17 protein-coding genes and 1 riboswitch are annotated in these 19,108 nt (G+C 60.5%); of the genes, 11 read left to right on the forward strand and 6 right to left on the reverse strand.

Translation table 11 applies throughout. The features are described 5' to 3' along the window. Positions 1-586 precede the first annotated feature (586 nt). A complete protein-coding gene (locus ASD50_RS09735; RefSeq protein ID WP_056239760.1) occupies positions 587-1,630 on the reverse strand; it encodes an LLM class flavin-dependent oxidoreductase in 1,044 nt (347 codons plus the stop codon). 271 nt (positions 1,631-1,901) lie between these two features. On the opposite strand from ASD50_RS09735, the gene yidD reads away from it, so the two are divergent. Next, complete coding sequence (gene yidD, locus ASD50_RS09740) at positions 1,902-2,276, forward strand: membrane protein insertion efficiency factor YidD (RefSeq protein ID WP_056239852.1); 375 nt, start codon at positions 1,902-1,904, stop codon at positions 2,274-2,276. A gap of 113 nt (positions 2,277-2,389) precedes the next feature. Then, entirely contained in the window at positions 2,390-4,378 is a 1,989-nt protein-coding gene (gene thrS / locus ASD50_RS09745) for a threonine--tRNA ligase (RefSeq protein WP_056239763.1), read from the forward strand. A 63-nt stretch (positions 4,379-4,441) separates the two neighbouring features. On the opposite strand, the gene ASD50_RS09750 is transcribed toward thrS, so the two are convergent. Next, positions 4,442-4,891 carry a 6,7-dimethyl-8-ribityllumazine synthase gene (locus tag ASD50_RS09750; RefSeq protein WP_056239768.1) on the reverse strand — a complete coding sequence of 150 codons (450 nt, stop codon included), beginning with the start codon at positions 4,889-4,891 and terminating at the stop codon, positions 4,442-4,444. Positions 4,892-4,973: 82 nt separating this feature from the next. Beyond that, positions 4,974-5,120: riboswitch (FMN riboswitch) on the reverse strand. Positions 5,121-5,199: 79 nt separating this feature from the next. Then, a complete protein-coding gene (locus tag ASD50_RS09755) occupies positions 5,200-6,183 on the reverse strand; it encodes a hypothetical protein (RefSeq protein WP_156465002.1) in 984 nt (327 codons plus the stop codon). 163 nt (positions 6,184-6,346) lie between these two features. Between ASD50_RS09755 and ASD50_RS09760 the strand changes: the two genes are divergently transcribed. Next, on the forward strand, positions 6,347-6,940 hold the full coding sequence (locus ASD50_RS09760) for a nitroreductase (protein WP_056239772.1): 594 nt from the start codon (positions 6,347-6,349) through the stop codon (positions 6,938-6,940). Between the two features lie 4 nt (positions 6,941-6,944). On the opposite strand, the gene ASD50_RS09765 is transcribed toward ASD50_RS09760, so the two are convergent. Both ASD50_RS09765 and ASD50_RS09770 read right to left on the reverse strand, forming a co-directional pair. After that, positions 6,945-7,826, reverse strand: coding sequence for an HpcH/HpaI aldolase/citrate lyase family protein (locus ASD50_RS09765; protein WP_056239858.1), 882 nt, complete (start codon positions 7,824-7,826; stop codon positions 6,945-6,947). Next, the gene (locus tag ASD50_RS09770; RefSeq protein ID WP_056239779.1) at positions 7,826-8,278 is read right to left on the reverse strand and encodes a MaoC family dehydratase; all 453 of its coding nucleotides are present in this window, start codon (positions 8,276-8,278) and stop codon (positions 7,826-7,828) included. The genes ASD50_RS09765 and ASD50_RS09770 overlap by 1 nt, the downstream gene beginning before the upstream one ends. A 161-nt stretch (positions 8,279-8,439) precedes the next feature. Between ASD50_RS09770 and ASD50_RS09775 the strand changes: the two genes are divergently transcribed. Beyond that, on the forward strand, positions 8,440-9,570 hold the full coding sequence (locus ASD50_RS09775; RefSeq protein ID WP_056239782.1) for a DUF2336 domain-containing protein: 1,131 nt from the start codon (positions 8,440-8,442) through the stop codon (positions 9,568-9,570). 14 nt (positions 9,571-9,584) lie between these two features. Here the strand turns inward: ASD50_RS09775 and parE are convergent, their stop codons facing one another. Further along, entirely contained in the window at positions 9,585-11,639 is a 2,055-nt protein-coding gene (gene parE, locus ASD50_RS09780; protein WP_056239784.1) for a DNA topoisomerase IV subunit B, read from the reverse strand. A gap of 233 nt (positions 11,640-11,872) precedes the next feature. Here parE and cpaB point away from each other — a divergent pair, with 233 nt between their 5' ends. The 7 genes from cpaB (at position 11,873) to ASD50_RS09815 (ending at position 19,105) form a co-directional block, all read left to right on the forward strand. Continuing rightward, entirely contained in the window at positions 11,873-12,802 is a 930-nt protein-coding gene (gene cpaB, locus ASD50_RS09785; protein ID WP_244484473.1) for a Flp pilus assembly protein CpaB, read from the forward strand. A gap of 123 nt (positions 12,803-12,925) precedes the next feature. After that, positions 12,926-14,251 (forward strand): type II and III secretion system protein family protein, encoded by a 1,326-nt coding sequence (locus tag ASD50_RS09790; RefSeq protein WP_244484475.1) that lies wholly within the window; start codon positions 12,926-12,928, stop codon positions 14,249-14,251. Positions 14,252-14,256: 5 nt separating this feature from the next. Further along, a complete protein-coding gene (locus tag ASD50_RS09795; protein WP_056239860.1) occupies positions 14,257-14,526 on the forward strand; it encodes a hypothetical protein in 270 nt (89 codons plus the stop codon). A gap of 18 nt (positions 14,527-14,544) precedes the next feature. Beyond that, the gene (locus tag ASD50_RS09800) at positions 14,545-15,759 is read left to right on the forward strand and encodes an AAA family ATPase (protein ID WP_056239795.1); all 1,215 of its coding nucleotides are present in this window, start codon (positions 14,545-14,547) and stop codon (positions 15,757-15,759) included. After that, entirely contained in the window at positions 15,756-17,174 is a 1,419-nt protein-coding gene (locus ASD50_RS09805; protein ID WP_056239798.1) for a CpaF family protein, read from the forward strand. The genes ASD50_RS09800 and ASD50_RS09805 overlap by 4 nt, the downstream gene beginning before the upstream one ends. Positions 17,175-17,178: 4 nt before the next feature. Continuing rightward, positions 17,179-18,141, forward strand: coding sequence for a type II secretion system F family protein (locus ASD50_RS09810; RefSeq protein ID WP_056239800.1), 963 nt, complete (start codon positions 17,179-17,181; stop codon positions 18,139-18,141). A gap of 1 nt (position 18,142) precedes the next feature. Further along, a complete protein-coding gene (locus tag ASD50_RS09815) occupies positions 18,143-19,105 on the forward strand; it encodes a type II secretion system F family protein (protein WP_056239803.1) in 963 nt (320 codons plus the stop codon). Positions 19,106-19,108 lie beyond the last annotated feature (3 nt).

Here is a 19,108-nt window from a genome sequence, read left to right on the forward strand (position 1 = left end):
GACCGAACGGCCGCCCGTCCTCCCGACCTCTCAGATGAGGTCAGTTCTTTGACAATGGCCAGACGGCTTTAGCCGGGCGTGGCAACCATAAAGCACGAACTCCGACAGCCGTCTGGCCATCCGGGGTCCCCGCCAGCGACGAGCGCAGCGAGCGAGCTTAAGGGCGGGGCAACGACTCCCAGACGGCTTTAGCCGGGCGTGGCAACGAGAAAGCATATCCATCTCTTCGTCATCCCAGGGCGGAGCAGGCCGAAGGCCGTTGCGTAGACCCTGGGATCCATGCCGTGACCAAACGGCAGCGCGCAAATGGCGCAAAAGAAGGCTCCTCATTCTGAGCCGCCCCTTACAACGTGACCCTCACGGCATGGATCCTCGGGTCNCCCTGGGATCCATGCCGTGACCAAACGGCAGCGCGCAAATGGCGCAAAAGAAGGCTCCTCATTCTGAGCCGCCCCTTACAACGTGACCCTCACGGCATGGATCCTCGGGTTGCGCCTATCGCTCCGCCCAGGCTTGCCGGAGAATGACGAAGAAAAGGAGCGGACGTGGCGATGAATAAGTATGCCCAGCCCATTTGACCCGGCTCTCAGCCCCCGTCGCTGGCGAGCAGGTCGCGCACCATCGGGATGACCTTGGTGCCGTAAAGTTCAATGCTCTTCAGCATCTTCGCATGCTCCATCGGGCCGGACGAATATTTCATGTCGAAGCGCGCAATGCCGAGCGCCTTTGCGGTCTTGGCGATCTTCTTCGCCACCGTTTCGGGCGAGCCGACATAGAGCGAGCCCATATCCGCTTCCGAGTTGAAGCTGGCAATCGTCGTCGGTCCCCAACCGCGCTCGCCGCCGATGCGGTCGTGCATCTTCTTGTAGCTCGGCCAAAGTTCCTCGCGCGCCTGCTCGTCGGTTTCGGCGATATGCCCCGGCGAATGCACGCCGAGCGGCAATTGCGGCCCGCCAAGCTGGCTGAGCGCGTCGTGATAGAGATCGACATAGGGCCGGAAGCGCTTGGGGTCGCCGCCGATGATGGCAAGCATCATGGGCAAGTTGTAGCGCGCCGCGCGCACCACAGATTCAGGGCTGCCGCCGACGCCGATCCAGGTCTTCAGTGTGCCGTTCTCAAGCGGCGGATAGATGCGCTGGTCCTTGAGCGGCGCGCGCGTCGAGCCTTGCCACGTCACCGGCTCCTGCTTCAGCACGGCGGCAAAAAGGTCGAGCTTTTCGGTGAAAAGAGTCTCGTAGTCGCTGAGCTTGAACCCGAACAGCGGAAACGATTCCGTGAACGACCCACGCCCGAGGATGACCTCGGCACGTCCGTTGGAGATGGCGTCCACCGTCGAAAAGCGCTGGAAGACGCGGATCGGGTCGTCGGAACTCAACACCGTGACGGCGGAGCCAAGCCGGATGCGCTTCGTGCGCGAAGCTATGCCGGCCAATACGACCTCGGGAGCCGAGACGGCGAAATCGTCGCGGTGGTGCTCGCCGACGCCGATGAAATCGACCTTGAGTTCGTCGGCCAGGACCGCCTGGTCCACGAGGTTGCGGATGACCTGCGCCTGCGGCAGCAATTGCCCGTCGGCATCGAATGTGACGTCGCCGAATGTATCAAGTCCGAGTTCGATGGGTCCCGACATGGTCTCTCTCCTGGCCGGGCATCGCCGGCATGATTGCGGCGCACGCTCTCCTTGTCGCCGGCGCCTTGAACAACGCCGACGCAAACCGGTGAGAGGTTGCGGCTGACTTGCGGGTGAACATAGAGACTGTGTCCCGTCCGTTCAAACTTGGCGAGCCAGTGACGCACCGTTCACCGCCGGTTGACGAAGCCGCGCGTGAAGCGGGCGTGCAAGGGCATTGAATTTGCTGCCGTCACGGCGCATCTACGGGTTGAAACGCGGGCAACAGCTTTTGACGCATCGCCATTCTCATCCATCGGCTTCCCGGCAGGCCCACGCAGGGCGCAATTGGGCCGGTCCCTGGCGCAAGACGCCGGGGCGGGTGTTCGGTACGTCGATCGTCCGGCTCTACCAGCTCACCCTGTCGGGCTTCGTCGGCAACACCTGCCGGCACCTGCCCACCTGCTCGGAATATGCGCATGAAGCGATTGCTCGGCATGGCCTGTGGGCGGGCGGCTGGATGGGGCTTTTCCGGGTCATGCGTTGCGGTCCCGGCGGCACCCACGGCATCGACCGGGTGCCCGAAACGCTTGCCCCGCGCTTTCGCTGGTTCACGCCGTGGCGCTACTGGACTATCGCAAAAAAGCACGGCGAGGCTGAAAACTAGGCGTTTGCCGCCTTTACGGCCTTCATTTCGCTGACTAAAACACCGCCCGTTGCCGGACGCATCCGGCTAGTAACCACCCGCGCTCGTTTGCGGGACTGGATAGGAGAAGAAAAGTGTCGAATTCCGTTTCCCTCACATTTCCCGATGGCTCCGTGCGCGACTACGACGCCGCCACGACTGGCGCTGCGCTTGCCGAATCCATTTCGAAGTCGCTGGCCAAGAAGGCGGTCGCCTACGCCGTCGATGGCACCGTGCGGGATCTCTCCGATCCGCTCGGCGCGTCCGGCAAGGTTGAGATCGTAACCCGCGACGACCCGCGCGCGCTGGAACTGATCCGCCACGATGCCGCGCACGTGCTGGCGGAAGCGGTGCAGGAATTGTGGCCGGGAACGCAGGTGACCATCGGTCCGGTGATCGACAACGGCTTTTATTACGACTTCGCCCGCAACGAGCCGTTCACGCCCGAAGACTTCCCGGTGATCGAGAAGAAGATGCGCGAGATCATCCGGCGCAACAAGGCGTTCACCAAGCAGGTCTGGTCGCGCGACAAGGCCAAGCAGGTCTTTCGCGACAAGGGCGAGGCCTACAAGGTCGAACTGGTCGAGGCGATCCCGGAAGATCAGGACCTCAAGATCTACAATCAGGGCGATTGGTTCGACCTTTGCCGCGGCCCGCACATGGCCTCGACCGGCCAGATCGGCAACGCCTTCAAGCTGATGAAGGTTGCCGGCGCCTATTGGCGCGGTGACTCGAACAACCCGATGCTGACGCGCATCTACGGCACCGCCTGGGCAACGCAAGAGGAACTCGACCAGTACCTCCATATGCTGGAAGAGGCTGAAAAGCGCGACCACCGCCGCCTCGGCCGCGAGATGGACCTGTTCCACTTCCAGGAGGAAGGGCCGGGCGTCGTCTTCTGGCACGCCAAGGGCTGGAAGATGTTCCAGAACCTCATCTCCTACATGCGCCGCCGTCTCGGCGACGACTACCAGGAGGTCAACGCCCCGCAGGTCCTCGACAAGTCGCTATGGGAAACGTCGGGCCACTGGGGCTGGTATCAGGAAAACATGTTCGCGGTTAAGTCGGCCCACGCCTTCACCCACCCCGACGATCCGGAAGCCGACCAGCGCATTTTTGCCTTGAAGCCGATGAACTGCCCCGGCCATGTCCAGATCTTCAAGCATGGCTTGAAGTCTTACCGCGATCTACCGATCCGGCTTGCTGAATTTGGCAATGTGCATCGCTATGAGGCCTCGGGAGCCTTGCATGGTCTCATGCGCGTGCGCGCCTTCACGCAGGACGACGCCCACATCTTCTGCACCGAAGACCAGCTCGAAGCGGAAATCCTCAAGATCAACGATCTGATGATGTCGGTCTACAAGGACTTCGGCTTCGAGGAAGTCGTGGTGAAGCTCGCCACCCGCCCGGAAAAGCGTGTCGGCACCGACGCGGCATGGGACCACGCCGAGGATATCCTTCGCCGTGCGCTTGCCCGCATGGCGCGCGAGGACAATCGTATCAAGACCGGCATCAACGAAGGCGAGGGCACATTCTACGGGCCGAAGTTCGAATACACGCTTCGTGACGCCATTGGCCGTGAATGGCAGTGCGGTACGACGCAGGTCGATTTCAACCTCCCGGAACGCTTCGGAGCTTTCTACATTGGCTCGGATTCGGAAAAGAAGCAGCCGGTGATGGTCCACCGCGCCATCTGCGGATCGCTGGAGCGTTTCCTCGGCATCCTTATCGAGAGCCACGCCGGCCAGATGCCGCTCTGGTTCGCACCGGTGCAGGTGGTGGTCGCCACGATCACCTCCGACGCCGACGACTATGCGAACAAGGTGGTTGCAAGGCTGAAAGCTGCCGGCCTGTCGGCGGAAGTCGATCTCCGCAACGAAAAGATCAACTACAAGGTGCGCGAGCACAGCCTTGCCAAGGTGCCGGTGATCCTCGTCTGCGGCAAACGCGAGGCCGAGGAGGAGACGGTGAATATGCGCCGGCTCGGCTCGCGCGATCAGGTTTCGCTCGGCCTTGGCGACGCGATCACCACCTTGCGTGACGAATCTGTGCCGCCGGATCTCAAGCGGGCGCGCGCCGTCTAGGCGGATAGTAAAAACGGCGGTGGAGCGATCCGCCGCCGTTTCCTTGTATGGTCCTGATTGCGGTCAGGCAGCGAGCTTTTCCCGCGTCTCGCCGATCATCAGCGCGGCTTGCGCTGCCTCTCGTCCCTTCTGGACGAAGTGCTCGCGGAAGATGCGGTTGTGATGCTCGGTTTCCTGATAGTGGTGCGGGGTGAGCGACACCGAAAGCACCGGCACCCCGGTATCGAGGCTCACGCGCATCAGTCCTTCCACTACAGCCTTGGCCACGAAGTCGTGGCGATAGATACCGCCATCGACGACGAAGGCGGCGGCAGCAACGGCGGCATACCGGCCCGACAAGGCAAGATCGCGCGCGACAAGAGGAAGTTCGAAGGCACCGGGAACGTCGAATACGTCGATTGCGGTGCGCGGGATCAACTGCGTGAACCCTTCCAGCGCGCGGTCCACGATGTCCTTGTGCCAGTTGGCTTTGATGAATGCGTAGCGGGTCGATATTGAGCGGGCTTGTGTCATGGCGATCTCCTTTCAGCAACAGACACGTCACCCAAGGCGATCACATGCGAGCCTTCCGCCCGCATCATGCACGGCGGCGCTTGCATGTCCTCTTTCATCCGGACTGTAACCGTCGGCCCAGGCATCTCACCTGATCTGCTGACCCTTCCCGCTGGAAGGCGCTCGCGGGCTCACGGGAACAAGCCCGCATACCGCCGGTGGGGAATTTCACCCCGCCCTGAGAACAGGACCTAATTGTCATGCTTGTGTAGCAGAGGCAAGGTTTGTCGGCTGGGGGAACGTTAGACCAGCCGACGTGTCAGGTGCTGCTAGTCCGCACCTTCCGGATCGATAGCCGAAGCTTCCGAGGCGACGACTTCGATTTCGTGATTTTGTCCCGACTCGACCTTGAAATCCATCTGGTAGATGCGGTCGCGGTTCTTGGCAATTGCCGTGTAGTCGCCCTCCGCCAGAACCATCGGCGCAAAAGCCCCAACGCTTTCCTTGATGGGTTCACCGGCCTCGTTCAGCACCGACCACGATGTATCGGCGATTGCCTCACCGCCGGCTTCGCGTACCAGCTTCAGCGTCACTTCTGCCGCATGGTGCTCGACGGTCGCTTCTGTCAGCTTACCGGCTTCGACGCGGATATCGGAGCGGATGACGGCGTTCACTGCCCCGTAGGTCGAAACCACATGGTAGGTGCCGGCATTGAGCCGAACCACCGTTTTCGGCTGGACGTCAGGAATGATCAGTGCCCGTTCGCCATTCGCTGCGGCTTGCGCTTCATAGATGGAAAAGCGCAGCTTCTTTGGAGGAATGCGGCCGCCGCCCGAGAAGACGGCGTCGAGCTCTAGTCCGCCGGCATCCAGCACAAGGCTTTCGCGGTGCGGCTCTTTTTCAACCGTAATGCGTTTGGTTGCGCCGGCTCGCCCATAGGACGCGTGCACGAGATAGCTGCCGGGCTCGAGTTGGAACACCGCAGTTCCTCCATGTGCGGAAGCGACAAGAGGCAGCTTGCCGTCGGAACCGGCTTCCGGTTTGAACACGCGCCAAACCATGCCTCGCGTGATTTCAGAGCCTTTGTCGGTCAGCTGGGCGCTAAGCGTGATCTGCCCCCCGGCCCCAATTGCAAGCGGCGTGTCGCTGGTGGGCGGGGCATAGCTGGAAACGCCGGGTAGCTTCAGGCCTTCAAGCGCATCGGGTGCCTTGCCATCCAGATCGAACGACTGGGCGCTGGCCAGTGTGACCGTCGCTGCAAGCGCCACAGCCAGGAGGACGGTCGGGAAAAGATGGCGAACCGCTGCAATCATATCTTGCGTTGAAGCCCAAGGCGGTGGCAATTTCAAGACCTAACAGCATCCGCCCCAAGGTGGTTGCACTCATCGCGGCCACGCCGCTCTCAAGCCCAGGCCTCCTCGCATCAGAGGACAGGCCCCAGCCGATACTAATGGATATTCCAAGGACAATGCGCCCATGATGACGCCAATCTTAGACTTCCTGCTGGCGAGAAGTTCCGTGCAGATTTCCGACCTGCATGAGCCAGCGCCTGGCGATACAGAAATCGCGGAGATCATGGCGGCAGCTTCGCGCGTTCCAGACCATGGCAGGTTGGCGCCATGGCGCTTCATTGTATATCGCGGCGGCTCGCGCGAGGAGATTGGCAAGAAGCTTGCCGAGCTTGCCGAGCAACGGGAAGGGCCGTTGCCTGAGGGTCGGCGAAACCAGGAGCTGACGCGTTTTTCGCGCGCTCCGCTGGTCATTGGCGTTGTCTCGGCCCCGAAGGACAATCCAAAAATCCCGCAGTGGGAGATGTTCCTGTCGGGAGGCATGGCTGCGATGAACCTGATGCTCGCAGCCAACGCATTGGGTTACGGTACCAACATGATCACCAACTGGTATTCCGACGTGCCGGAGGGCAGGGCGATCCTGGGGCTTGCGCCGCACGAGCGTGTGATCGGGTTCGTGCACATCGGCTCCTACGATGGCGCTCCATTCGAGCGGCCTCGGCCAGATCCGGCAACGCTTTACAGCGACTATTCGGGGCCTTGGCAGGAACAGCCAGTCTGAATAGCTAAGCCGTTATCCCGAGCTCCTTGGCGCGAGCGAGAAGTCGCTCCGCCAGTCTGAGGTGCGGACGGTCATACATCTTGCCGTCCATACCGACGACGCCGGGATTGCCGGCTGCCGCAAACGCGGCCACGACAGCGGCAGAATGTTGCAACGCTTCTGTCGACGGAGTGAAAGCAGCATTGATGACAGCCACCTGGGCCGGATGGATTGCCATTTTGCCCGTGAAGCCGTCGCGTTCAGCTTCCCTGCACTCGGCCTCGAGCCCGCTCATGTCCCGGAAGTTCGGGAACACCGTGTCGATGGCGGCAACTTCCGCTGCGGAGGCGGCGAGGATGGTTACGGTACGCGCAAGTCTGAAGACATCCGTATAACGGCCGTCTTCATCGCGAGCCGTGCGGGCGCCGATGGCTGCCGACAAGTCCTCCGCGCCCCAGGTCAGCCCCGACAGGCGGCTCGTCGCATTTGCATAGGTGGATGCGGAAAGAACGCCGATTGCCGTTTCGGTGATGATCGGAAGGATTCTGATGGCTCCGTCCGGCAAGTCGTTTTCGGCCTCATGCACCCTGAGCTTGGCCGACAGTTGCTGGACATCGCGGCCGCTGTTCGATTTCGGCAACATGATGCCGGCCGGGCGCGCGGAGATGAGCGCCGCCAGATCGTCATCGGTCATGCCGGTGGAAAGGTCGTTGACCCGGATGTAGATACTTGGCTTGAGCGTTCCGCGCCTCTCAGAGAGAAAATTGGACGCCACCTGCCGTGCCGTCGCCTTGTTCTCGAGCGCAACCGAATCTTCCAAGTCGACGATGACGACGTCGGCTTCCGACGCGAAACCCTTTTCGAGCTTCTTTTCCGAATCGCCCGGAACGAACAGCAGCGATCTCATCAGGCCGGCTTCTTGCGCATCATCGCCTGCCGCGTGCATTTGGCGACGAGGGCTCCGTCCTGATTATAGGCACGATGCTCCAACTCGACGATACCGCGATCGGGCTTGGATTTCGACTCACGCACTGAAATCACGGTCGTTTCGACGCGAACAGTGTCGCCGTGGAACACCGGGTGCGGGAACGTCGTATTCGTCATGCCAAGGTTGGCGACGGTGGTGCCCACTGTGATGTCGTTCACCGAAATGCCGATCATCAGGCCGAGTGTGAAAAGCGAGTTCACGAGCGGCTTGCCCCACTCGGTTTTGGAGGCAAAATCAAAATCGATGTGCAGCGGCTGCGGGTTGAGCGTCATCACTGAAAACAGCATGTTGTCGCTCTCGGTCACTGTCTTTCGCAATGTGTGTTGAAAGACGTGCCCGATCTTGAATTCTTCCAGATAGAGCCCTGCCATCACCGATCTCCTTTGTGTCAGTTGATAGGCTCTGCGCACCCGGCCCGCAAGTCGATAGCCCCGCGCGAATGGTATCCAGCATCCTAACGAACATGGTGAACGCTTTATTAATTCATTGCCGCCTAATGTTGCCCAGAGGCCGGTTGCCTTGAGGGGGAACAATGCAAAACGCAGTGGTTTCGCATTTTCTGAAATGGGTTTGGACGGCGCGGGCTTCGGAGCGAGCAGCAGCGGCTGGTGCGTTGGCAAGAGCCTACGTCAACTCCACGCTGCCATTCGAGGATCGTTGCGCCGCTGAAGCAGCTCTGACGCTCCTGCTTGACGACACTTCGTCGAAGGTGCGCCAGTCGATGGCCGACGCGCTTTCGATGAGCCACCATGCGCCGATACAGATCATCGCAGCACTCGCTTCCGATGTGCCGGAAGTCGCCAATCTGATCCTTGCCCGGTCGCCGTTGCTGACCGATGCCGATCTGATCGATCGCGTGGCCACCGGCCAGAAAGCAACGCAGGAGATGATTGCCGATCGCGCATCGGTGTCGATGCCCGTTGCCGCCGCAATTGCCGAGCTAGGGGAGGTGGAGGCCTGCGCGCTGCTGCTCTCCAACATCGGTGCGGATATTGCATCCTTGAGCTTCCGGCGCATGGCGGAGCGCTTCGGCCATGTGCCCTCGGTGCGCGAGGCCTTGATAGCAGATGCGAGGTTGCCTGCCGATTGCCGCCATATGCTTCTGGTCAAGATCGGGGAAGCACTCAGAACCGCGCCGCTTGTGCTGGCGCTGATGGGGGCCGCCAGGGCCGAACGCATTACACGCGATGCCTGCATCAAGGCATCCCTGACCTTGATCGAGGGCACGAAGGCGGAAGAGCATGCCGCGCTGGTAGAGCATCTTCGGCTGCGTGGCGATCTGACCACCAGCTTCCTGATCCGCACGGTCGCCCATGGCAAGATTGATTTCTTCGGCACATCGCTGCTTGTGCTGACAAGGCAGTCGGAGCAGCGGATAAGAGCACTCCTCGGGTCCGGCACGGACGTGGCATTGCAAGCGCTGTTCCGCAGCGCCGGTCTTACCGAGGCGACACACGCGGTCATACTGCGGGCCCTTAAGATCTGGCGCGAGGTAGCGAACGGCAAGCGCATCGCCGGCGTTCAGGAAGTAAGTTGGCTGATGCTGAAGGAAGTGGGCGGACAGCGGGCCGAAGGCGATGTCGCCACGCTGGTTAAATCCATCCATCTCGAAGCGCTGCGCGAGAACGCCCGCGGCCATGCGCTGGCAATCGCTGCGGCCTAGAGAAGCGTCAAGCCTCAGATATCGAGCGCTTCGGCCTCGGCAAATTCCGCTCGCTCCTGGATGAAACGGAAGCGTGCTTCCGGCTTCGTGCCCATCAGCGCATCGACGGCATCCTTGGTGGCTGTCTCTTCATCCAGCACGTCGACCCGAAGCAAGGTGCGCTTTCTCGGGTCCATGGTGGTCTCCTTGAGCTGGGAAGCCATCATCTCGCCGAGGCCCTTGAAACGACCGATCTCGACCTTGCCGCGCCCAGTGAACTCGGTGCGCAGCAATTCATCCTTGTGAGCGTCGTCGCGGGCGTATGCGATCTTGCCGCCCTGGCGGATCGAATAGAGCGGCGGCACCGCCATGAAGAGATGCCCGCCGCGGATCAGGTTGGGCATTTCCTGGTAGAAGAAAGTGATCAGCAGCGACGCGATGTGGGCGCCATCGACATCCGCATCGGTCATGATGACGACGCGGTCATAGCGCAGGTCTTCGTCGCGGTATTTCGAACGCGTGCCGCAGCCAAGCGCCTGGATCAGGTCGGAAATCTGCTGGTTGGCGGTCAGCTTGTCGTGGCCGGCGCTGGCGACGTTCAGGATTTTACCCCGCAGCGGCAACACGGCCTGGCTGGCGCGGTCGCGCGCCTGCTTGGCCGAACCGCCAGCCGAATCGCCTTCGACGATGAAAAGTTCCGCACCTGCCGCTGCATTCTGCGTGCAGTCTGCCAACTTGCCCGGAAGGCGCAGCTTGCGCACCGCGCTCTTGCGCGACACTTCCTTCTCCTGCCGCCGCCGCACACGCTCGTCGGCCCGGGCGATAACCCAGTCGAGCAGCTTCGAGGCTTCCTGCGGATTGGAGGCAAGCCAATGGTCGAATGGGTCGCGGATAGCGCTTTCCACGATGCGGATCGCCTCGATCGTGGCAAGCCGGTCCTTGGTCTGACCGACGAATTCCGGTTCGCGGATAAATACGGAAAGCATCCCGGCTGCCGAGATCATCACGTCTTCCGAAGTAATAATGGAGGCGCGCTTGTTGCCGACAAGGTCCGCATAGGCGCGCAGACCGCGCGTCAGCACATTGCGGAACCCGGCTTCGTGCGTGCCGCCTTCTCCGGTGGGGATGGTATTGCAGTAGGAGTTCAGGAAACCGTCGCCGCCGAACCAGGTGACGGCCCATTCCAGTGAGCCGTGCCCGCCCTGCCGCTCGGTCTTGCCTGCGAAAATCTCGCGGGTGACCTGGAAGTCGTCGCCGAGCGAAGCGCTGAGATAGTCCTTGAGGCCGCCCGGATAGTGGAACTCGGCCTTGGCCGGCGTCGTGTCCTTCTCCTTGATGAGCGAGGGATCGCAGTTCCAACGGATTTGTACGCCGCCGAACAGATAAGCCTTGGAGCGCGTCATGCGATAGAGCCGTGCCGGCTCGAAGGTCGCACCCTTGCCGAAAATCTGCTCGTCGGGATGGAAACGAATCTTGGTGCCGCGACGGTTATGGACCTCGCCGAGATGCTCGAGTTCGCCAAGCGGCTTGCCGCGCGAGAAACTCTGGCGGTAGAGCTTGCGCCCGCGCGCCACCTCGACGTCCAGATGATCGGACAGCGCGTTGACCACAGAAACGCCGACACCGTGCAGGCCGCCTGAGGTTTCGTAGACCTTGGAGTCGAATTTACCGCCGGAGTGCAGCGTGGTCATGATGACCTCGACGGCGGGCTTCTTGAACTTCGGATGCGGATCGACGGGGATGCCGCGACCATTGTCTGTTACGGACAGGAACCCGTCCGCCGAAAGCTCCACTTCGATGAAGGTCGCGTGGCCGGCAACGGCTTCGTCCATCGAGTTGTCGATCACTTCGGCAAACAGGTGATGCAGAGCCCGTTCGTCGGTGCCGCCGATATACATGCCCGGTCGCCGGCGCACGGGTTCGAGACCCTCGAGCACTTCGATGTCGGCTGCGCTGTAGCTTTCCGTGCCGTCCTTCAAGGGCGGCGCACTCTTTGCGGCCTGAACCAGCGGGTCCGCCGGTCGCGCAGGGGCACGAACGGACTGAGCCGGCTTGTTGAGAGTGCCGAAAAGATCGTTGCTGTCGTCCATAAGGGAGAGGAATCCGATGCTGCGAATCACTGATGATAGTGCCACGCTTTTGCTGAACGCGCGACCGAGGTTCATGGTCCGTTCGTGGCTTGCTGGCCTTCTACCGTAAAACCTTTCGATAACCAAGCCACGCAAATTAGATCGAATGCTTATATTCCGGATCGCTGAATCTTTAGGAATAGCCCGTAGCGTGACCCCAACGAACAAAGAAACGGGCGCATCAGGGGTTTGGCGTGAGGGGCAAGGTCATAACGATGATCGGCATTGCAGCCGTTTTCGGCGCGATCTCGATCTTCGCTGCTGATTTCTGGATCAAGAGCCAGGCTGAAGCCGATATCGTCAAGACATCTTCGGTCACGCCGCCGCAGCAGCCGGCCGTGGAGTTCAAGACCATTGTCGTAGCCAATGCGCCGTTGCGCTACGGCATGGAAGTGGAAGCCGCGCAGCTTTCCGAAATTCCCTGGCCGCAGGCGTCGCTGCCGCAGGGAGCCTTTGCCAGTGTGGATGCGCTGCTGTCCGAAGGCAAGCGCGTGGTGCTTTCGCCGATCGAGCCTAACGAACCGGTTTTGCTGGCCAAGCTTTCCGGGCCGAACGGCCGTGCCACGCTGTCCAACATGCTGACGCCGGGCATGCGCGCCGTGACCATTCGCACCGATGAGATTGCGGGAGTCGGCGGCTTCATTACACCCGGCGATCGAGTCGATGTCGTGCTGACGCGCGATGCGGGTGCCATCGAAGAAGTTTCCAAGAATGCCGATGGCGCTGCAGGCTCGACAGTCACGACCGAGATCGTCGTCGCCGGTGCCAAGGTGCTTACCGTCGGGCAGGGCGCCGACGAGCGCCAGACCACCCCTCAGATCGCCAACTCGATAACAATCGAGGTGGATGAGGAAGGCGCTCGCAAAGTGGCCCTTGCCCGCACAGTTGGAACGCTATCGCTCACGCTGCGCTCGGCAGCCGATGCGGAGATTTCTTCCGGTGGCCTCACCACGATCTCGTCTTTCGGCGGCTCGGTTGCCGCGGGTGTTCAGTCGGCAGCCGGAGCGTTGTTCAGCCGGTCGGACTCTGATGCGCCCAAGATGAAGACAGTCATCGTGACGCGGGGCCTGGTGGCGCAGGAATACAAGGTCATGCAGCAGGAATTGCCGCAGGAACAGAACTGAGTTTGCCGGCGGGGGCCGGTTGGGGACAAGTAAATGCTTGGCTTGAGCGCATTCTTCGAAGGCTGGCGGGTGGCGCGGTGGCGTGCGCCATTTGGTTCTGTGGCAATTGCCGTCGCAGGCATTATGGCCCTGCCGGCGCCTTCGATCGCAGGCGGCGATATAGTCAAAATCTCGTCCACAAAGTCCACGACGGTCAAGGTTGCCAAAGGCAAGCCGAAAACGATCAAGACCGATGCAGCGTTCTACGAGATCGTCATCGGCGATCCGGAAATTGCCAATGTGAATCCGTTGACCGACAAGTCTTTCTATGTGCTTGGCAACAATTTGGGCACCACAGGCATCGCGCTTTTTGACCAAAACAAGCAGTTGGTGGGTAGCGTTGATGTAGAGGTAACGCTCGACACCGAGCAGCTTGCTAACACCATCCGCGCCAGCGTTCCGGGAGCAAACATCAAGGTTGGCTCGGCCAACGGTCGCGTGGTGTTGTCAGGCGAGGCAGAAGACGCAGTTGCCGCTGAGAAGGCCAGCAAGATTGCAACGCGGTTCTCCGGCGAAGAAGAGGTGATCAATTCGGTCAACATCTCGTCTTCGCAGCAGGTCCAGCTCAATGTTCGCTTTGTCGAGATCAACCGGCAGGTTGGCCAGGAACTGGGCACCAAGCTTGGTGTGCGCTATTCAGGTGCGATCGGCTCCATCGGTTTCAACTCCGATCCTGCCGCATCGACTTCCGTGCCGGCGGGTGAAATCGTCGGCAGTCTCTTGAGCAACGGCTGGTCGGCGGACGTTGCCATCAAGGCGCTGGAAGATCGCGGTGTCGCTCGACGCCTTGCGGAGCCGAATCTGGTTGCCCGCTCGGGCCAGAAAGCCAGCTTCCTTGCCGGTGGCGAGTTCCCTATTCCCGTTGCCGAAGACGATAACAAGATAACTGTCGACTACAAGAAATACGGCGTCAGCCTCGATTTCACGCCGACCGTTCTGCAAGATGGCTTGATCAGCCTCGACATTGAGCCGGAGGTCTCGTCCATCGATGCCTCGGCTTCCTATTCGCTGGGCAATATATCCATTCCGGGCTTCATCGTGCGCCGTGCGCGCACTTCCGTTGATTTGAAGAGCGGCCAGAGTTTCATGCTCGCCGGCCTGCTGCAGACCCAGAACGACCAGATCACCCAGCGCATCCCCGGTGCGGGCAAGATGCCGGTGCTCGGCCCACTGTTCGCGTCAAAAGCCTACCAGCGGCGCGAGACCGACCTGGTGATCATCGTCACGCCTTATCTTGTGAAGCCCATCGATCCTTCGAAGAAGCCGCTCGTACCGACCGACAAGACCGTGGCTGCGAGCAATGTCGACTACTTCCTCGGCAATACCGAAGAGTTGAAGACCGCCGCAGTTGGCGAAGCTGACGCACCGGTCGCCAGGGTCGGGCATTTCCTCGACCTGCCCAAGGAGTGACCGTCATGCGGTATGTTCACCTCTCGAGTGCGGTAGTTCTGATGTGTGCCGGCCTCGGCGGCTGTGCTCAGGACGACTACCTGCGAACCGACGGTCTCACGGTTGGCGCAGGTGATGCGATTGCTGCCAACACCGCCATGCAGGTTGTCGATCCTTGGCAATACGGCGTCCAGAACACGAAACTGAAGGTTCCGGCGCAGCGAACGAGTAGCGAAACGAGCCCGGCTGATTACGCAGCATCCGCCAAGGCGACGACGACTACCAGCGGCAACTGACCGGGCGGATAATTTCAAATGGCAAGTGAGATCAAGACCAAGAAAATCCTGCTTGTTTCGACGGACAGGGCTTTTGAGCAGGACACGCGCGCAGCGTTCGCCGCCTCGGAGGTCATCCAGTTGGTCACCGTGGACAAAAACCTGTCAGATATTCGCGGAGAGGTGCAGGAGCCCGATCTTGGCGCCATCATCGTCGATATGGATGCGGCCAGGCTAGACGAGATGAGCGCTTTGCAGCGTATCATGCGCCGGCTGGAAGGGCGCGTGCCGGTTGTCGTGGTAACGCAGGAATTCAACGCAGCGGCGGTTCGCATTCTCGTCCAGCTTCAGGTCTCCGATTTTCTGGTAAAACCGATCTCGACGGCCGATCTGGTTCGCTCAGTCGTAGCTGCCCTGCAAGGCACGGGGCACAGCCAACAGACAGAATCGCAGATCTACACCTTCCTGCCGGCGGCAGGTGGTGTGGGCACGACGACGCTGGCGCTCCAGACCGCTTTCCAGCTCCATAATTCCACCTCGCGCGGCGCCTCGACCTGTGTCGTCGATCTGAATTTCGAGCAGGGCGCCTGTGCCGAGTACATCGATCTGGAGCCGCGTTTCGACATAGCAGAAATCGAGAACCGCCCCGAACGCCTCGACCGGCAATTGCTTGATGTCATGCTGTCGAAGCATGAGAGCGGACTTTGCGTTCTGGCCGCACCTTCAAACCCGGCTGACATGCGCTCGTTCAAGACCGATGTCGTCGTGCGCATGCTGGACCTTGTCTCGGCCTATTTTGACAATGTCGTTATCGACATGCCGCGCACCTGGTTCCCGTGGACGGAAACGGTTCTGCTGGGCTCCAACAAGCTCTACATCGTTTCGGAGATGACCGTGCCGTGCCTGCGCCATACGCAGCGGCTGATCCAGGCCATCCACCAGACCGTTGGCAAGGAAGTGAGACCGAACGTCATCGTCAACCGCTTCGAGCAAAAGATGTTCGACAATGGCATCAAGCAGGCTGACGTACAGGAGATACTCGGCGAGCATTTCGTCGGGGGCATCTCCAACAATTACCGGCTGGTGCGCGAAGCGGTTGATCGCGGGGTGCCGCTGCATGAGATCGATCCCAACGCCAATGTCATCCAGGATTTGAAGAAGATCATCCTGCCCGAGGAGGTCGCCGCCGCTCCCCAGAAAACGCGATCCCTGTTTGGGATCGGCAAAGGACTGCTGAAAAGGAAGGTTGGATGAGCAGCCGCTTTTCCACGCTGCAAAATCGCGATCTGCGCCCTGAACGACCGGTCGAACAAGTTCCGGCGACGAGCCACGCAATCGTCATTCCAACGACGCGCAAGCCGACTGCCGTAAGATCCGAGACGACCGCCAAGGGCGCCGACAAGGTTCTCGACGCGCGCGTGCGCATCCATCGTATGTTGCTTGACGAGATCAACCTCGTGGCGCTTGAGCGGCTGCCCAAGGATGAGATGCGTCGCCAGGTCCATGAGTTCGTATCTGAAAAGACTCGTAGTGAGCGCATGGCGATCAACGTCGCGGAACTCGACGCGCTGGTTGACGACATCGTGGACGAGATGGTGGGGCTCGGCCCGCTGGAGCCGTTGCTGAAGGACCCAGAGATCAACGATATTCTGATCAATGGCCATCACAACTGCTTTGTCGAGCGAAAAGGCAAGCTGCAGCAGGTTCACATCCCGTTCAAAGATGAGGCGCATCTCTTGCGCATCATCAACAAGATCGTCGCTGCCGTCGGCCGTCGTGTCGACGAATCTCAGCCGATGGTCGACGCGCGCATGCAGGACGGCTCTCGTTTCAACGCTGCCATCCGGCCAATCGCGGTCGATGGGCCTCTTGTCTCGATCCGCAAATTTTCCAAGGACAAGCTCGGCCTGCACAAACTGGTCGAATTTGGCGCCATTACGCAGAACATGGCCGAGGTTCTTGCCGCTGCCGTAAATGCGCGCAAGACCACGATCATCTCGGGAGGCACAGGCACCGGCAAGACGACCATGCTGAATGCCCTGTCGGCGTTCATTCCTGAGGATGAACGTCTCATCACCATCGAGGATGCAGCGGAGCTGCAATTGCAGCAGCCGCATGTTGCCCGCATGGAAACGCGCCCGGCCAACGTCGAAGGGCACGGTGAATTGAAACAGCGCGACCTGGTCAAGAATGCGCTTCGCATGCGACCGGACCGCGTCATCCTTGGCGAGTGCCGTGGCGAAGAAGCGTTCGACATGCTTCAAGCCATGAATACAGGCCATGAAGGCTCTATGGCGACCATTCACGCCAACACGCCTCGCGATGCGATTGCGCGTCTCGAACAGATGCTCGGCATGACCGGCATGCCAATGACGGTACAATCAATCCGTAGCCAGATATCGAGTGCGCTCGATATCATCGTCCAATTGACGCGCTTATCAGACGGCAAGCGCAAGGTAACGAGCGTCGCCGAAGTGACCGGCATGGAAGGTGACGTCATTCAGATGCAGGAAATATTCCGCTTCGTCCGTACAGGCATCGAACCCGACGGCAAGATACTGGGGCATTTTGAGGCAACCGGCATCAGGCCGCGTTTTCTTGAAGACCTTCGGGCCATGGGCATCGAGTTTCCCGGTAAGTATTTCGAGCCGGGCAGGCCGCAGGAGTAGCTGGATGGGAGGCTTTTCGGCGATCTATGTGGTTTATGCCACGGCGGCACTGGCGGGCATCATGATCGCCGAGGCGTGCTACTTGCTTTTTGCCGGAAGGGCGGACAAGCGCACGGCTATCAATCGGCGCATGAAGCTTCAATCGGGAAAGGTTAGCCAGGAACAGGTGCTGATCCAACTGCGCAAGGAGCGCGGCATCGATGGCGGCGCTTCGCTGTTTTCGCCGGCAAGGTTTCGCGTGCTGCGTATCCAGTCCGGTCTGCGCATGCCGCCGCGCAAATTCCTGTCCATCACTTCAGCCATCGCTTTCGGAATTGCTGCAATCGCGCTCCTGAAAGGGTTGTCGCTTCTGGGTTGTCTCTGCCTGTTCCTGGTAACTTCGGTAGCCATTCCGATCATGGCGTTGCGATCCCTGCGCAAGCGCCGCTTGAAGCGGTTCGGCATCCAATTGCCTGAGGCGCTTGAGCTTATTACGCGCGGCTTGAAGGCTGGCCATCCCGTACCCGTGGCCATTTCAATGGTGGCGCGGGAAATGCCCGATCCAATTGGCACGGAGTTCGGCGTCATCGCTGACGAGGTGACATTCGGCTCAGACCTTGTTTCGGCGCTGAATGCGCTTTTCGATCGAGTCGGTCACGAAGATCTGCCGCTTTTCGTAACGGCGGTGGCCATCCAGAGCAGTTCCGGCGGAAATCTGCGCGAGATCCTCGATGGACTTTCCGCGACCATTCGAGAACGCGGCAAATTGCGCCGGAAGGTGCGCGCCATTTCGACTGAAGGCCGCATGTCGGCTTACATCTTGACGGCGGTGCCGGCCCTTTTGTTCGCCAGCATCATGGTGATGATGCCGGAATTCTATCGAGACGTCTGGGATGAGCCCATGACCTGGTACCTGATTGGCGGTGCCGTCTGCTGGCTGATGCTGGGCAATGCCATGATGTTCAAAATGTCTAACTTCAAGTTCTGAGATGGAAGGTTTCCTCCAGCTCCTTGCCTCCCTGAGACCGGCATCCTTGATGCCGGTGGCGGCCCTGCTCCTTCTTGTGGGCGGCGGAGCGGTGGTGTGGCCATTGGTAGCTTCGAAGGGAAATCGCGACGACGTCAAACGCAGGCTGCGTGTAGAGGAAAGTACTCCTAAGCAGACTAGCCAAGCTGCTCCAAAAAGAAACACGAATGCAGTGCGGGAAAAAGCGGTACGCACGGCGCAGGAATTCTATGCCCGCAGCGATCCGGAAAATGTTGCTCGCCTGCGCATGCGGCTCATACAGGCTGGCTACATGGATCCGCGTTCCGTCGGCATGTTCTTTCTGATCCGCTTCTGCGGTTTTATTGGCGCGGCGTTGGCCGCATTCATATTCAACGAATGGCTGGCGAACGCCGATTCGACTGCCACCAGCCGATGGGCGTTGGTCATAATGTCGGGTGCGGCGGGATATTTCCTGCCGGGTTTGGTGCTCGGCCAGAAAATTCGCGAGCGCTCGCGCGAGTACCGGAACGGGTTTCCGGATTTTATGGACCTCATGATCGTCTGTTCTGACGCCGGCATGAGCATGGAAGCGGGGATCGAACGGGTGTCTCGCGAGCTTGCCAAGACGTATCCTTCGCTAAGCCAGAATCTCCAGCTCGTTTCACTGGAACTGCGCGCAGGGCGCAGTCTTGACGACGCGCTGAAGGCGCTGTCAGACAGGCTGAGCCTGGATGAGGTGCGCTCTTTCGCTACCTTGCTGCAACAGTCAAAGGAACTGGGAACCAGCCTCTCGGGCGCGCTCCGGGTATTCTCGGACGAAATGCGTCACAAGCGCATGTCGCTGGCCGAAGAAAAGGCGCATGCGCTGCCGGCCAAGATGTCGGTTCCGGTCACCGTGTGCATCCTGCCGGTCGTGCTGATGATCGCAATCATCCCAATCATCGTGAAGATGACGTCGCAGTAGGCT

The organism is Mesorhizobium sp. Root552 (assembly GCF_001427285.1).
Taxonomy (GTDB): domain Bacteria; phylum Pseudomonadota; class Alphaproteobacteria; order Rhizobiales; family Rhizobiaceae; genus Mesorhizobium.

Bases quoted from the DNA above. Each gene is read 5' to 3' on its own strand.
- ASD50_RS09735 (WP_056239760.1), bottom strand. From the start codon at position 1,630: ATGTCGGGACCCATCGAACTCGGACTTGATACATTCGGCGACGTCACA.
- ASD50_RS09750 (WP_056239768.1), bottom strand. From the start codon at position 4,891: ATGACACAAGCCCGCTCAATATCGACCCGCTACGCATTCATCAAAGCC.
- ASD50_RS09755 (WP_156465002.1), bottom strand. From the start codon at position 6,183: ATGATTGCAGCGGTTCGCCATCTTTTCCCGACCGTCCTCCTGGCTGTG.
- ASD50_RS09760 (WP_056239772.1), top strand. From the start codon at position 6,347: ATGATGACGCCAATCTTAGACTTCCTGCTGGCGAGAAGTTCCGTGCAG.
- ASD50_RS09765 (WP_056239858.1), bottom strand. From the start codon at position 7,826: ATGAGATCGCTGCTGTTCGTTCCGGGCGATTCGGAAAAGAAGCTCGAA.
- ASD50_RS09770 (WP_056239779.1), bottom strand. From the start codon at position 8,278: ATGGCAGGGCTCTATCTGGAAGAATTCAAGATCGGGCACGTCTTTCAA.
- ASD50_RS09775 (WP_056239782.1), top strand. From the start codon at position 8,440: ATGCAAAACGCAGTGGTTTCGCATTTTCTGAAATGGGTTTGGACGGCG.
- parE (WP_056239784.1), bottom strand. From the start codon at position 11,639: ATGGACGACAGCAACGATCTTTTCGGCACTCTCAACAAGCCGGCTCAG.
- ASD50_RS09790 (WP_244484475.1), top strand. From the start codon at position 12,926: ATGGCCCTGCCGGCGCCTTCGATCGCAGGCGGCGATATAGTCAAAATC.
- ASD50_RS09795 (WP_056239860.1), top strand. From the start codon at position 14,257: ATGCGGTATGTTCACCTCTCGAGTGCGGTAGTTCTGATGTGTGCCGGC.
- ASD50_RS09800 (WP_056239795.1), top strand. From the start codon at position 14,545: ATGGCAAGTGAGATCAAGACCAAGAAAATCCTGCTTGTTTCGACGGAC.
- ASD50_RS09805 (WP_056239798.1), top strand. From the start codon at position 15,756: ATGAGCAGCCGCTTTTCCACGCTGCAAAATCGCGATCTGCGCCCTGAA.
- ASD50_RS09810 (WP_056239800.1), top strand. From the start codon at position 17,179: ATGGGAGGCTTTTCGGCGATCTATGTGGTTTATGCCACGGCGGCACTG.
- ASD50_RS09815 (WP_056239803.1), top strand. From the start codon at position 18,143: ATGGAAGGTTTCCTCCAGCTCCTTGCCTCCCTGAGACCGGCATCCTTG.